Annotated in this window: 11 protein-coding genes; 4 read left to right on the forward strand and 7 right to left on the reverse strand. The window is 44.8% G+C overall.

All coding sequences use genetic code 11. The annotated features are described in order from the left end of the window. Positions 1 to 93 precede the first annotated feature (93 nt). On the forward strand, positions 94 to 1,320 hold the full coding sequence (locus tag A3860_RS19015) for a M48 family metalloprotease (RefSeq protein WP_081148505.1): 1,227 nt from the start codon (positions 94 to 96) through the stop codon (positions 1,318 to 1,320). Positions 1,321 to 1,393: 73 nt separating this feature from the next. Then, positions 1,394 to 6,883, forward strand: a complete 5,490-nt coding sequence (locus tag A3860_RS19020; RefSeq protein ID WP_081148508.1) for an AAA domain-containing protein — start codon at positions 1,394 to 1,396, stop codon at positions 6,881 to 6,883. Positions 6,884 to 6,926: 43 nt separating this feature from the next. Here A3860_RS19020 and A3860_RS19025 read toward each other — a convergent pair whose 3' ends face one another. Beyond that, on the reverse strand, positions 6,927 to 8,063 hold the full coding sequence (locus tag A3860_RS19025) for a PAS domain-containing sensor histidine kinase (protein WP_081148510.1): 1,137 nt from the start codon (positions 8,061 to 8,063) through the stop codon (positions 6,927 to 6,929). 590 nt (positions 8,064 to 8,653) lie between these two features. Here A3860_RS19025 and A3860_RS19030 point away from each other — a divergent pair. Both A3860_RS19030 and A3860_RS19035 read left to right on the forward strand, forming a co-directional pair. After that, entirely contained in the window at positions 8,654 to 9,091 is a 438-nt protein-coding gene (locus tag A3860_RS19030; protein ID WP_081148513.1) for a thioredoxin family protein, read from the forward strand. Between the two features lie 300 nt (positions 9,092 to 9,391). After that, entirely contained in the window at positions 9,392 to 9,649 is a 258-nt protein-coding gene (locus tag A3860_RS19035; protein ID WP_081148520.1) for a hypothetical protein, read from the forward strand. Between the two features lie 105 nt (positions 9,650 to 9,754). Here the strand turns inward: A3860_RS19035 and A3860_RS19040 are convergent, their stop codons facing one another. The 6 genes from A3860_RS19040 to A3860_RS19065 all read right to left on the reverse strand — a co-directional run bounded on the left by A3860_RS19040 (position 9,755) and on the right by A3860_RS19065 (position 14,785). Further along, positions 9,755 to 10,252 (reverse strand): DUF4251 domain-containing protein, encoded by a 498-nt coding sequence (locus tag A3860_RS19040; RefSeq protein ID WP_081148522.1) that lies wholly within the window; start codon positions 10,250 to 10,252, stop codon positions 9,755 to 9,757. A gap of 54 nt (positions 10,253 to 10,306) precedes the next feature. Beyond that, positions 10,307 to 11,032 carry a DUF3307 domain-containing protein gene (locus A3860_RS19045; RefSeq protein WP_081148525.1) on the reverse strand — a complete coding sequence of 242 codons (726 nt, stop codon included), beginning with the start codon at positions 11,030 to 11,032 and terminating at the stop codon, positions 10,307 to 10,309. A gap of 131 nt (positions 11,033 to 11,163) precedes the next feature. Then, complete coding sequence (locus A3860_RS19050; RefSeq protein ID WP_081148528.1) at positions 11,164 to 11,796, reverse strand: sigma factor-like helix-turn-helix DNA-binding protein; 633 nt, start codon at positions 11,794 to 11,796, stop codon at positions 11,164 to 11,166. A 264-nt stretch (positions 11,797 to 12,060) separates the two neighbouring features. Further along, positions 12,061 to 13,386: an adenosylhomocysteinase gene (gene ahcY / locus A3860_RS19055; RefSeq protein ID WP_081148531.1), complete on the reverse strand. Its 1,326-nt coding sequence runs from the start codon at positions 13,384 to 13,386 to the stop codon at positions 12,061 to 12,063. A gap of 141 nt (positions 13,387 to 13,527) precedes the next feature. Then, entirely contained in the window at positions 13,528 to 13,944 is a 417-nt protein-coding gene (locus A3860_RS19060) for an RrF2 family transcriptional regulator (protein ID WP_081148534.1), read from the reverse strand. A gap of 184 nt (positions 13,945 to 14,128) precedes the next feature. Beyond that, positions 14,129 to 14,785: a LuxR C-terminal-related transcriptional regulator gene (locus A3860_RS19065; protein ID WP_158085308.1), complete on the reverse strand. Its 657-nt coding sequence runs from the start codon at positions 14,783 to 14,785 to the stop codon at positions 14,129 to 14,131. Between the last annotated feature and the right edge of the window lie 468 nt (positions 14,786 to 15,253).

The following is a 15,253-nucleotide window of genomic DNA, read 5'->3' on the forward strand; positions in this document are numbered from 1 at the left end:
TCACAAATTTTCCCTTTCTAATATCCTGTTCCGTATAGGGATTGTACATTGCTCCCAAATATATTTATTCTTTTATACTATATATACCAATATATGCTACAAGCGCTTCCATATCACCTGAAGGTCCGGGATCATTTTGCCCGTGAAACAAAGACCTGGAATTTTTTTGCGGCAGTAAAAAACAAGGAAGAACAACTGGCCCAGTACAAAACCGAATTGTTAAAAAATACTTACAAATTTGATGAAAAAGCCGACGCAGGGATCTATGAAAAAGTTAATAAGGCGAAAGAAAAATTAGGATTGGAGCAACTGCCCGTCACAGTTTACCAGGCGCAGTACACCGATGAAATGAATGCAAGCATCGTTTTCCTGAACAACGAAGCGCATATTGTTTTCAGCGGCCGTATAACCCAGTTACTCGATGAGCAGGAATTACAGGCCATACTCGCTCATGAACTAACCCATATAAAACTGTACAGCATGATGCAGGGCGAGCTGGAAATTGCAGAACGCATCATCATGGCCATTGCGGGTAATTACAACAGCGACGCGGCTTATTATGAAACTGCCCGCTTATTCAGATTATATACCGAAATAGTATGTGACCGCGGCGCTTATACGGTTGTGGAAGATACAGGTCCGGTTATTACCTCTCTCGTAAAAATAGCAACCGGGTTGGATAAGGTGAGCGCTGAAAGCTATACCAAACAGGCGGAAGAAATTTTTTCAACGGCCAGCGGCGTAAAAGCAACAACTGTTTCTCATCCTGAGAATTTCATCAGGGCCAGGGCCATTCAGCTATGGCATGAAAAAAAGGAAGCCGCAGAAGCAGAAATAATCAGCATGATAGAAGGGATGACCGACCTTGACCAGCTGGATGTATTTAAACAAAAAGACCTGTTGGCGCTCACGCGTAAATTCATGCAATTGCTGTTGAAACCAATGTGGTTCCGCAGTACACTGGTGACCAGTTTGGCGCGGCAGTATTTCCCTGATTTCTCTTATGATGATTCCATCGTTCTCGACGAATCATTTATTGAAACCATCAGTCAGTCGCACGCCAGCATCAGGGATTACCTCGGTTATATTATGCTCGATTTTGCGTTGGTTGATGGGGAACTGGAACAGATCCCCTTCGGCTGGGCTTTTCAGTTTGCAGAAACCATTCAAATGAAAGAAGTGTTCGACGCCATTGTTAAAAAAGAATTACAACTAAGCGATAAAAAACTGCAGCAGCACAAACAAAAAACAATGGCCGCCTGGTATAAAATAAAAGAAGGCGAAAAAGAACAGGTGTATGAAGGCGATGCCTCCGTATAATGTTACACGATAAAACTTACGCTTGCCAAAACGCTGCAAAAATTAATATCATTCAGCTCTCAATTTATTGATTATGTCAATACAGGTTCAACCATTCAGACAATTCCTGAAAACAGCATTTGATAATGGCGATTATGCTACCGACGATGTCATTGCATTTGTTCTTCCCTTGTGTAAAGAAGTGATCAGCTTTCATGAAGCCGGGCTGGTAGCGCCGTTTGAAAATGAGCAGGCGCTGTTCATTACCGAAAACCGGCTCGATATAGATGAAAGAGCGGCGCATAAACCAATGAACGCAATTGGTAAGGTAATTGCCCTGTTTGAAAGGAGCAAAGCCCGGCATTTTGATGCGAAAGGCAATCCCAAATCAGAAATAGAGATTGATGACAGCGCGGTATCGGTTGAAAATGTACAAGTTCATCTGAATGGAAATGAAACGCTCACTTACCCGGCTTTTGTGCCCGGTTACCGGTGTTTTGAAATGAACCTGGGCCACCATGATGAGCTTACCGATATTTTTTGTTTGGGTTGCGTATTAGGCAGCATGGCGCTGGGGTTGAATTTAAATGAAGAGAAAGACCTGGCCCTGTTTGCAAAATACCGCAGCAACCCGATCTTATACAACCATCGCATTCACCCTACCATTAGCTCACTGATCGCCGAAATGACTGAGCTGAGCCGGCAAAAACGGGTGCAGGACCTGTATGATATTGTGAACCGCCTGCAACACTACCGCGATTACGATCCGGAAAAACAAACCGACCTCAGCAATATTGCCGGCTGGATCAATAAATCACTGACCAACCGCAACCAGCTTATTTTAAACAAGCTGCGCAACCGCCTGTTCGACACCAGCCGCCGTAACCGCTTATTGTATTACAAGCCAAACATGCGGTTTGTAAATTTAACGGTGAGCAGCGTACCCATGGTACTGCATTACCAAAGCATTCGCCCCGAGCTGTTGTTTACCTGGAATAAAGACATCAGTGACCGGGTAATTGGTATGAAGGAGATCGTACTGAATAAATACCTCCGCTTTGAAGATCACCTGTACCTGCCTTCTTCCCTCGATAAAATAAGGATAGAAGCCCAGCGCGATATTCAGGAATATGGGTTCAGTCAGTTGAAACTGGTGATCGTGTACCTGAACTGGCACAACCTGAAAGAAGATCCGGAAGAAAGGATCCAAAGCCCCTTGCTGCTGGTTCCGGCCGAATTAAAAAAGAACAAGAAATTAAAAGAAGATCATTTTGTATTAAAGATCACCGATAATGTGGCCGAAGTAAACCCGGTGCTGGCCAGTTTTCTGAAAGAATTATATGGCATTGACCTGCCCGATTTTGTTGACCTCGATGAAATGACGCCGGAACAATTCTATCAATTACTGAAAGCACAAATAGATGCCGCCAACCAGGGCATCGCACTGAATTATATTCAGAAACCGCGCATCAGGCTGGTGCATAATGTGGCCAAGCAAACAGTGACCAATTTTAAAAAACGGTTGCAACGCAGCGGCAAGCAATTAAACAGCTATAAAGATGTAGGGTACAGTTATCAGAAAGAGCAATACAAGCCATTAGGCCTTGAAATATTCAAACAAAGGGTGGAACCCAAGACCGGTTTCCTGGAAACGCTGGGAAGCGAAGATGCCCGCATTATGCCTTCGCAGTTAACAGAAAGCATGGCCGACAAACGCCGCCCATTGTTTGAGCTCACCGAAAGCGAGGGCAATCCCTATAGCTGGGATTTCGATATGTGTAATATCGTATTGGGTAATTTCAATTATAAAAAAATGAGCCTGGTGCGTGATTACAATTTTGTGATCGATAACCAGGTGCCCAACGAGGTGTTTGAACAATTGTTCAGCAGTAAACCCAAGCCTACCAGTACCACCACCCAGGAGTGGAACAGCACCGATGACTGGTACCATGTAATTACTGCCGACCCCACGCAAACAAAAGCGATCTTAAAAAGCAGGGATAAGGAAAGCTATATTATTCAGGGACCGCCGGGTACTGGTAAGAGCCAGACGATCACCAACCTGATCGCCGACTTTGCCGCCCGTGGCCATAGCATTTTGTTTGTGTGTGAAAAAAGGGCTGCGCTCGATGTGGTATTTCACCGCCTGAAACAACAGGGACTCGATGAGTTGTGTTGTTACATTCATGATAGTCTCGGCGATAAAAAAGAATTCATCAGGAACCTGAAACAAACCTATGAAGACTTTACCAATAATAAAATGGACCTGGAAAGGATCCAGTTGAGCCGCGAAGCATTATTAAAACAAACCAATGAACAGCTGGAGCTGCTGAAACAGTTTCATGCTACGCATACGGGTGTTCCCGAACAGGCAGGCATTGAATTCAGAAAATTGCTGGAACGGGTGGTGGAATTAAAAGATCACCTGGTTACCCGTTCGGTGCGCGACCTGGATGCATTGCCACATTATAAGGAATGGCTGCATTTTGGCAACGTTATTCAACAATTGAGCAATGCGCTGGAAGAAACAGGCGCCGAACCAACGTTTGCCGAGCACCCCTTCAGTAAGATCAATGAATCCATTTACAGCAATGAGAACCCGCATATAGTACTGGAAAACCTGTTGACGCATTGCCGCAACCTGCTCACTGATATTACCAGCGTTGTAAAGGAAAATAATATTCCACCCGAACATACCAACCGGTTAGAGCAGATCAAGAACCTGGTACAGGTAGCGGTTGTTTTAAATCCGCTGGCCGAAACAGATAGCCTGGCGCTGGTTGATGAGGGCAATGAATCGGCGCGGAAATTCGACAAAGGCGTTCATTTATACAAACAGCAGCAACAGCATTATGAACAAATAAGGGAACGGAACAGGAACTGGAAAACCAGGTTGAGCGAACAGGATATGCTGGCCGCCCTTCCGCTGGCCGCCAAACATGAAGAATCGTTCTTCAACTTCCTGAACAGTAAATGGAACCGGCTCAAGAACAAGATCGATGAATGTTACGATTTTTCGCAGCATGCAGTACACCCCGGTTATGTAACTGTATTGCAGCAACTGAAAGAAGAATATGATGCAGCCAATATGGTGGCCATGGAACGGCATTTTTTGCAACAGCAATACAAGGTCGACAATGTTGACCTCACCCATTTAAGTATTGAACGCATCAGGGCGCGCAAAGGCGATAAGGAAATTGATTACTTATTGCACCATGCCGAAGCCAATCAGCTGGTGATGCGCCTGGGCAAGCTGAACCAGAACATGCAGAAACTGCAAACCCAGCTGCACCAATGTTTAAGTGAATACGACAATAAACCTATAAGCGACATTTACGACGAGCTGGAAAGCATTAGTATGAATGCAGAAAGCCTGCGCGATCTGTTACCAGCCCTGCGTGAATATTCAGAGTTGCCTGAGTCGGTAAAAGAGGTGTTGAGAAAAATACCGGTTACGCCCCTGCAGGCAGAAGCAGGTATGGCCAATAAGACCCTGGCGCATATTTATCAGAATAATAAACAGTTTGCCAATACCGATATGCACGCCATTGAAAAGGCGGTACGGCAAATACAGCATTGCTACCGGCAACTGCTGAAGGTGAATGCTGATTATATCAGGGCCGCCGTACGGCAACGGTTCCTGCATAATGTGGAACTGAGCAATATAGCCAGCAGCCAGCTAACGCCCGAGCAACGGGAATTCAAAAAGAACTATACCGAAGGCCGCAAAATACTGGAGAACGAATTTAACAAGAGCATCCGTTTCAAGAGTATCAGGGAGCTGAGCGCCAAGGAAAGCGGACTGGTATTAAAAGACCTGAAGTCGGTTTGGCTGATGAGCCCCCTGAGTGTGAGCGACAGCTTACCGGTTGATATCGGGTTTTTTGATGTAGTGATCTTTGACGAGGCCAGTCAGATCACATTGGAAGAAGGCATTCCGGCATTGTACCGCGCCAAACAAACCATTATTGTGGGCGACGACAAACAAATGCCGCCTACCAATTTCTTTGCCGTGCGTACTGAAGATCCTGACGACCTGGAAGTATTTACTGATGAAGATGATGATGAGCTGTTAAGCAATGATGCCGACAGCCTGCTGGTGCAGGGCGCCAGAAAGCTGAATAATGTGATGCTGGGCTGGCACTACCGCAGCCGTTTTGAAACCCTGATCAGCTTTAGCAACCACGCCTTTTATGAAGCGAACCTGCTCACCATTCCCGACAAGACCATTCATCACACTGAAAAGAAATCAATAGAAATATCCAAACCGCAGGAGGCCGCCAAACATGCCGATGCGCTTTTCGACCGCAGCATCAGTTTCCATTTTTTGCCCAACAGTGTTTATGAAAAACGCATAAATGCCGACGAGGCTGATTATATAGCCTACCTGGTGAAAACGTTGCTGCAACGGAAAATAAAGGAAAGCATTGGTATAGTAGCCTTCAGCCAGGAACAACAGGAAGCCATTGAAAATGCGCTCACCAACCTGGCGGCCAAAGACAAGGATTTTGAACAGGCGCTGGAAGATGCATGGAGCCGTACCGAGGAAGACCAGTTTACCGGTTTATTTGTAAAGAACCTGGAGAATGTTCAGGGCGATGAACGCGACATCATCATTATGAGCGTATGTTATGGTTTCGACTCGCGCAAAAAGATGATCATGAACTTTGGGCCCGTCAACAAGAAGGGTGGTGAAAAACGATTGAATGTGATCTTCAGCCGGGCTAAAAAACACATGGCTGTGGTGAGCAGCATACGGCACCATCACATCACCAACGAATACAACGAAGGCGCCAATTATTTCAAACGCTTTTTACAGTATTCAGAACTTGTAAGCTGTGGCGATATGCGGAGTGCCCGCATTATACTCGACAGCCTGGTGCTGCACAAGAAAGACCGGTCGAAATCAAAAGCCGTTAGCATAATTCTGCAACAGATAAAAGAACAGCTGGAGAAGAAAGGGTATGAAGTGGCAGAACAGGTGGGGCAGTCAGACTTCAAATGCTCGCTGGCAGTAAAAGCCAAACCAACCGACACCACGTACAGCCTGAGTATTTTGCTCGATGATGACCGGCATTACCGCAATGAAAACCTGTTGGAACAATATTATCAGCGGCCGGCCATTCTGCAAACATTCAACTGGCGAACTATAAATGTATTTGCCAAGGATTGGTTAAGCCAGCCCGATAAAGTGCTGGAACAAATAATCAAGCGTCTGCATCAGGAGCCGGGACAGGAAGATGAGAAGCTGGCCGAAACAGCGGCAGGAGCCGAAACGGCAACAGCCAGTGAACCAGCAGAACCGGTTGAAAGCATTCCCGCCATTAAACCGGAAACCCAGGCAGCGGCAACGCCGTATGATCATTTAACATTCCACCGGCTTATTAATTCCGAAGGGGAGAGCAGCCGTTTTTGGGAAGCAGCCCTGGATGGCTGTAAACTGATTGTGCGATATGGAAGGGTAGGAACGAAAGGGCAGGTGCATGTAAAAACATTTGCGAAAGAAACAACCGCTCAGCTCGAGAAGGATAAGTTGATCAAAGAAAAAGCGAATAAAGGTTATAAAGCCGAATGGTTGAAATAATTTAAAGAACCAGGAGGGAGGCTTGTCTTCCCTTCTTACTTTCTCATTGTTCATTTTTCATTCCCAGGGGTATGCTAACCTCGAGCCGGCAGCCCTTGCCGGGACTTGAGAGAATATGCACGCTGCCGTTAAAGGTTTCAACCCGGTTCAGGATATTGGTAATGCCTATTCCATAGCGGCTTTGTTTTGTATTAAAGCCAACGCCATTGTCCTCAATGCTAAGGAACACGGTGGTAGCTGTGTTGTGCAGTTTTATGACCGCCTGACCGGCCTTTGCATGCCTGATGATATTGGTGAGTTGTTCCTGAATAATACGGTAAATGGTTTCCTTGATATTGTCGGGCAGCAGCGACTCATTCAGGTTTTGCAGTTGCAGTAAAACAGGTTGCTGTTGCTGAATGTTATCGATGGTTTTTTGAATTTCCGCCGCCAGGCTGGTTTCTGCAAACCGGGGTAATATCAGCCGGTGCGAGAGGTTGCGGATCTCCCTGATCACTTCTTCAATATTGCTTTTGCATCGTTCAACTGTGCATTTTTCGTCTTCATAATTTTCCAGGCTGTATTCCAGTTGTAATTTAACCGCAGCCAGTATCTGGTTAATGTTGTCGTGCAGTTCCCGGCCCAGTTCATTCCGTTCATTCTCCTGGGTCTTTATCATTATCCGGTTTATTTCTTTCTGTTGCTCAAGCCGGTATTGGCGAGCAGATTCGATGGTCACTTCTTCGGCTGTTATGTCTTTCAGTGTGGCGATCACCCCCACTGCCTTGTTGTTTTCATCCCGGGCAAATGTAACGGTCGCCAGTAAATAAACTGGCTGGTTATTTTTGCGGGTAAACACCACCTTGCCCTGCCAGTTGCCTGTTTGGTGCAATAGCTGCAAAGCCGCTTCGCGCGAATCGGTAATGTACTCGTATGGTATTACGTCCCTGAAAAGGCTTCCGGCCACTTCTTTCGACCGCAGGCTGAATACCTTTTCCGCTTTTTTATTGATGTAAAGTATACGCAGGTCCATGTCGGTAAAGATCACGGCATCGCTGATATGGTCGAGCAATATATTCTTTTGATAATGCAGGGGGTTGTTATTACTCCTGGTTTGGGTATTGACCGGGCGGAGCTGTACGGCAGCATCTGGTTGCTCAGACCCATAGAAGCTCACGTTTGAACGGTTAGTTTGGCGCATAGGGATTTTGAGATTTTAAGTGACAATCTTCTAGGATCAGGTAAGTGTGTACATGTAAAGTAAACGCAGGAATGCATCTCAATGTTATGATTTTTGTCATCACATTGTATGAATTTCGCGAAATATGGCAATAAGTTGTTTTGGATCAATTCGCAGGTAAGGATAGTTGTTACCTTTTTTAACTTTTTAAAAAACAAGTAAGAGTAAACGTAGGGTGCGTGTTAGGGTATGTATGAGGTGGCGGTAAGTGTTTATTTGTACGCTTTTGTCGCCTGGTAATGTGAAGCGTTTTATGCGTACTTCAAACGTCGGAAATCCGGGTATCATTTTGTTTGTTGCCATTATTTTTCTAATTCGGTTTAGTTATGACCATGGACAGGAATTTTACGGGGTTTGAATTAACATTTTGATATAAACTATAGCACCGGGAGGAGGTTATAATACTTGCCGCCTGTAATACAACAGGTTGGTAAGCATAAACCCCTAAAAAATGATCTTGATCATGAATTAACGATCGGTTAAGATCGATTAAGAGGGTTTAGGCATACTTTTATCGATGTTGAAACATACCTGTAAAAAAGTGATATACTATGACATTACCAGCGTTGTTATTGATTGTGACGAAAGTGTTATTCCCGGGTTGGGGTACTGATTTTGACAAAGCCCGGGAAACAGCCAAACAGGAGCATAAGTACATTTTACTGAATTTTTCCGGGTCCGACTGGTGTGGCCCCTGCATACGAATGCACGAGGAAATATTTGGAAGCCAGGCTTTTAAGGAAGTTGCCGGAAAAGACCTGGTTTTGATGAACGCCGATTTTCCGCGTTTGAAAAAGAACCAGTTGCCAAAAGACCAACAGGAACAGAATGAGCACCTGGCCGATGTATACAATACAAAGGGTGATTTCCCGCTGACCGTACTATTATCGGCCGATGGCAAAGTGATAAAACAATGGGTGGGATTCCCCGGAAAAGGCGCTGGGCAGTTTGTGAGTGAGATCAAAGCCGCCTGCCAGGCAGGCAATTGAGGTGTTTTCCATTGCCCTTACGTAAGGGCCCTGAGCAGTTTGAGAGCGAGATCAAAGCCGCCGCCAGGCAGGCAATTGAGGTATTTTCCATTGCCCTTACATAGAATGGTGCTGAGCAGTTTGTGAGCGAGATCAAAGCTGCCGCCAGGCAACTGAGGTTTTTTCCATTGTCCTTACTCTTACAGAAAGGCTCAGCATCGCAATAATTTCCCCATTGCCTCATCGGGGCGTTTACAACCGCTTAACAATTAAAAAGAGAATATGGCATGGAATTTTTTATAGATAAGGTAAATGTTAGTTATGAAAAAAGCCATATTGATGTTGTGCATTGCCTGCGGGCTTGCAATGAGCAGTACATATGCTCAGGACCAGCCAGCGCAGGACAAGAAGAAAACAGAAACCAATGACTCAAAAACAAAAGTAAAGCCTAATACAACGATGAAGGACAAGGCCCATAATGTTGTACATCCTAAAAACAAGCGTTCGCACGGTACAAAAATGAAACATAAAACAGAGGAAGGCAAGACAAAAACTGAAACAAGCCCGGCCAAGCAATAAAGGATTTCGTTGATTGAAAATTTAAATTGGATCCATAAAAGGGCCATCCCGATAGCTACCGGGATGGCCCTTTTTGTGGAGTGAAATTGAAGAATTGGGTGCCAATTATTTTTTTGCCGTCACATATCCATTGAATGAAATAGGTTGTCTGTTGTAACTGGTTACAACAACCGAGGCTGATCCGTTGTCAAAAATGTTCAGGGTAAACTGTTTGGGGTCCTGCTGGTCTTTGGGCGTAATATTTATGACCCATCCGCCTTTCTTTCTGTCAGTGACCTTATAATGAAAATCGGTGGAAGTAAAATTCAAAGGGCCAACTGATGGGTTCAGCGGCGCAGTATAAGCACGGCCGAAATAAGGCAGATCGCTGATGATCGTATCCTTCGAAACTGTGAGGTCAAAATCATAAGTTAATTGCCGGGCGTTGCCGGAAGAGGGCAGGGCGGTTTGTGCTTTAAAAACAAAATTCCTGGCCTCAACTATATTCTTTATTTCGGCTTTTTTATCTTCTTTTTTATTTTGAGCCATCGCGGTAAAAGGAAGAAACGCAAAAGCTATTATTGCCAGCCGGTAAATACGGCTGCAGGTGATCACATTTTTCATATAACACACTGTTTGTTCTACTATAGAGAACGGCAGGGTGTCATAAATTGTTTGTTAAAGTTGGATAAAACACCTGATTATCAGTCCGATCATAATGGAAAAAGAAAAGCTCATCAGCGTACCTATCAAAATGTATTCTGCTTCCTTACGTGCTTCGCTGCCTTTAATATCATTAAAGCGGAGGATCGACTTGGCCGCGATCAAAAAACCGATGCCTTCAAAATGGCCGGTTACCACAAAGGTGTACACCAGAATACGTTCAAAAATGCCGATCCATTTTCCCGCATCATTCAGGCTTATGGAAGAGCGCATACCGGTTTCTTCTGCTTCGCGGCGCCATTTTTGAGTAGCGCCGGCCAGTAATAATGATAGGGGAAAGGTAACCAGTAAATAGCCGGTGGCAATGGCCCAGGCCGATTGGTTATGCATAACCGATATCCAGTTTTTGGGCAGCCAGCCTGCGGGCGCTACAAACAGGCACCACAAAATGAAGATGGTTAAAATATGCGCTATCTGGTCAACGATAAAATAAACAGGTTTATCTGGTTGGTTCAGCTTCCACAGATCGATCACGAAATGCGTGAACGTCACAAGCACCGGAAGTATCCATAAATTCCAATTGGGTGCAAACAGGTAAACGAGTATACCATGAATGGCGCAGTGCAGATAAAGCATCCAGGAGCGGGCTTTCAAACGTTGTTTGTGGCGTACCATGGCACGCGTTTGAAATATAAAGTCACCCAGGAGGTGAGCGAAAAGCCATTGAAATAAGGTTACCATAATTAATGCTTAAGACTGAGTGCTTAACGCTGCTTTCCGGAATTCGATCTTCTTCAATAACCCAAACACACCCCGAAATGCGGGCGGGGCCATCTGCGTTAAACTTTGAGCGTTCTGCGTCTAAATATAAATTAAAGCGTTGGTATAACCGATTCGAAGCGGGTGAGAATTTTATTAACAACCGGCCAGCCGGCTGCCTGAAGCCGTTGGCTTACCGAGGGTTGTTTGATCTTTAATTTTTTTGCTATTGCTGCCTGGGTAAGGTTCTGTAATTGCAGGTATAAAGCTTGCGCCTGTTGGGGGGTGAGGCGTTGAATAAGATAGTTCAGGGTGGCGCTGTGAACCTGCCATTCGCTGGTGAATTCTTCGGATATACCCGCAATGCTGATCACATCACCGTTTTTTGCCAATTCATCGAGGTAGGGGCCCGATAGCTGGAACGCTGAGCCGTCGGAAGTGATGAGCTGTTTGCTTTTAAAACTGATTTCGCCCACTCCAACGGCCAGCCGTATTTTGTAATTTTCCTGTATAAGGTAGCAATGCAGCAATAACACCATTCGTAAGGAAGCCAGCCGGTTACTGGTGAATATTACCTGCAGGCTATCGCCACGATATTGTTGAAAGCGCATATCGGGCCATTGTTTAGCTGAGTGCTTTAAAAACGCGTCAAGTATTTGCTGCAGCTTTCTCCTGGATGCCGGGTTCAACAGGGAAGAACCTATTATATCCCCGCTGATCACTGCGGCTTTCTGATTATTAACCATAAACTATCCCCCCTTTCTAACAAATATAGGCTTATAAGCCTATATTATCAAATTATAGTACTGTAGTACTATAATTATGCGTTATAGTATTGTAGTACTATATTTTAAGAATATAGTATTGTGATACTATATTGTATTTTTTGCGTATTTGACGTATCCCTTGCTGAATGGTCTATAAATCAAAAACCCTCCGTCCCGATAGCTACCGGAACGGAGGGTTTTTATATGCGAGTGTAAACGCTTGCTGAATTGGTACAGGTGCAATTAATACCTGTAGTGTTCGGGTTTGAACGGTCCTTCCTTGGGTATACCCAGGTAAGCAGCCTGTTCATCGGTAAGTACATCCAGCTCAACACCGATCTTTTTCAGGTGCAGGCGGGCAACTTTTTCATCGAGGTGTTTAGGCAGAACGTATACTTTGTTCTCGTAGTTCTTACTGTTTGTCCACAGTTCCAACTGGGCCAGTGTTTGGTTTGTAAAGGAGTTACTCATTACAAAACTGGGGTGTCCTGTAGCGCAACCGAGGTTCACCAGGCGGCCTTCTGCCAGCAAAATGATCTCTTTGCCATCGATGTTATACAGGTCAACCTGGGGTTTAATGGTGTCTTTGGTATGTCCGTAGTTGTTATTCAACCAGGCTACGTCAATTTCAATATCGAAGTGGCCAATGTTACAAACGATGGCTTTGTCTTTCATTGCTTTGAAGTGAACGCCGGTGATGAGGTCGCGGCAGCCCGAAGCGGTAACAATGATGTCGGCTTCTTTAACGGCGTCGATCATCTTTTTAACTTCAAAACCATCCATAGCAGCCTGTAAAGCGCAAATAGGATCTATTTCAGTAACGATAACCCGGCAACCGGCTCCTGCCAGTGAAGCGGCAGAACCTTTACCTACATCGCCATAGCTGCCTACAACAGCTACTTTACCAGCCAGCATTACATCGGTAGCGCGGCGGATAGCGTCGACCAGGCTTTCTTTACAACCGTATTTGTTATCGAATTTCGATTTGGTAACAGAGTCGTTTACGTTAAAGGCGGGAATAGGTAAGGTGCCTTTAACCATTCTTTCGTACAAACGGTGAACGCCTGTAGTGGTTTCTTCACTCAAACCTTTGATGTGTTGAACCAGCTCAGGGTATTTGTCGAATACGATGTTGGTAAGGTCGCCACCGTCATCGAGGATCATGTTCAGGGGGCGGTCGGCGCCACCAAAGAACAATGTTTGTTCAATACACCAGTCGGCTTCTTCCAGTGTTTGGCCTTTCCAGGCATAAACACCAATACCGGCAGCGGCAATAGCGGCAGCAGCGTGGTCCTGGGTAGAGAAGATATTGCAAGAGCTCCATTTAACCTCTGCGCCCAGGGCGATCAGGGTTTCAATAAGCACTGCTGTTTGAATGGTCATATGTAAACAGCCGGCGATACGGGCGCCTTTTAAAGGCTGTGATGAACCATATTCGGCACGTAACGCCATCAAACCCGGCATTTCAGCCTCTGCAAGGCGAATCTCTTTCCGACCCCATTCTGCAAGACTGATATCTTTAACTTTATAGGGAAGTGAAAAGTCAATGTTTTTGGTGAGTGTAGACATATCTGTTTGAATGTTTATTTCGGCGGCAAAGCTACAATTTAAGTACGAAAATCAGCCGCAAATCCCCCTATACCCCATCAAATAATAATGAAAACAGGGGCCTGGGAACTTACTTCCGGTTAGTTTACTTAACAGGTTGATCTATACGGTCTTTTTGGTAAGATCGGCTACGGTTTTCTTTTCCAGGATCCGCAAATTGGCATCCCGTACCAGCACCATCATATCGTGCAGGCCGCATTGCTTTTCATCGCAGTTCTTACATCGTTCGTAAAAGTAAAGACTTACGCAGGGAAGCATGGCTATGGGGCCATCTATTAACCGTACAATTTTGGCCAGGGAAACATCTTTGGGCGATACTTTAAAGAAATAGCCGCCCCCTTTTCCCTTTTTACTTTCGAGAATGCCAGCTTTTTTTAGCTCGAGCAGGATGTTTTCCAGAAACTTAAGGGGAATGCGTTTCTTTTTCGAAATTTCAGCAATAAGAATAGGTTCATTATCCTTCTTCTCAGCCATATACATCAAGGCCTTAAAGGCATACTGGGCTTTCTTGGATAGCATGTATTTTCTGTTTAAACACGTAAAATGCCCCGGTAGTTTGGCGCAGGGCTATAAGGGCGTAAGATAAAATAATTTATTTATCCTCCGCTATCTTATATGAACGGATGTATAAGCCCCCGGTTTCTGCTTAAAACCGCCGGCCCCAGCCAGAGCTTCCTTTTACAATTGCCTGGTTTTTGCCCCTTTATCTTATGCTCACCAGCTTATGTACATACGCGTACTTGATTAGCCCGATAACGCTGGTAGTCTTTGTTTTCCGGAATATGTTCTTACGATGGGTTTCAACAGTGCGTTCGCTGATAAACAACCGTTCGGCGATCTGCTTATTACTGTATTCCTGCTCAATGAGGCGAATGACTTCCAGCTCCCGGTCGGTAAGATGTGTTGTTTCGGGAGTTACTTTTCTGAGGCGTACTGTAGTAGGATTAGGCATTTCGTTAAGCGTTTTATCGTTTATGTAAATATGCTCAATCATGTTTTCCAATGCTTTGGTTAAAGTTTGTTTATCGGTGGTTTTTAACACATAACCCGCAATGGTCCCTTCTTCTATCATCGTGTTTACGATATTGTCCTGGCCCTTTTCAAACAGGGCAACCATTTTTATGCGGGGGAACAGCTCTTTAACCTGATTGGCCAGTTCATGACCATTCCTGTAAAGCATGGTGATGTCGGCAAACAGAATATCAACAGGGGTGCAGGCCATTTGGCGAAGCAGCTCCTGCGGATTGGTGGTTATAATAACAGCTTTGAAATATTCATGCTTGTGTAGCAGCGACAGTAATACATCGATTACCATCTGGTGATCTTCTGCAATAGCCATGCGGATCTTTTTTCGTTTCATGTTTGGCAGGTTAAACATTCAGCCGATAATAGTTATGGCTTTTACTTGCACGCAGACCTTACTACCCCAGACCTTTCTGATAGTGATAGTATCAAATCTTCTGCCAGTGCCTGTTTTACGCGCTGTGTGCTTGCCTGGTCGCCCGCTTATGACCAAAACAGGGTCATAAAAAGAAGGAAATATTGTTAAAGAGGGTAAAATGTGTTGAATACATGGCGGGCCGGGGGAGGTGCTTCCAAATTCAATATGATTCGCAAAAGGAAAGGTTATCGCATAGCAAGGATGATCCGGTTTGAGACAGTTCATGTAGCAGTAGTTTGGTAATTCGTACTAAAATTTACTTAATTACCCGACAGAAAAGTGCAATTGCTATAAAAATTGAGCAATATCAAATTAGTGATAAGGTTTTGCAGGAACCGGATCTAAATAGCCCGAATAAAAATTGATAAATATTTTAGGAATATTTTG

The organism is Niastella vici, assembly GCF_002077945.1.
Classification (GTDB): Bacteria; Bacteroidota; Bacteroidia; order Chitinophagales; family Chitinophagaceae; genus Niastella; species Niastella vici.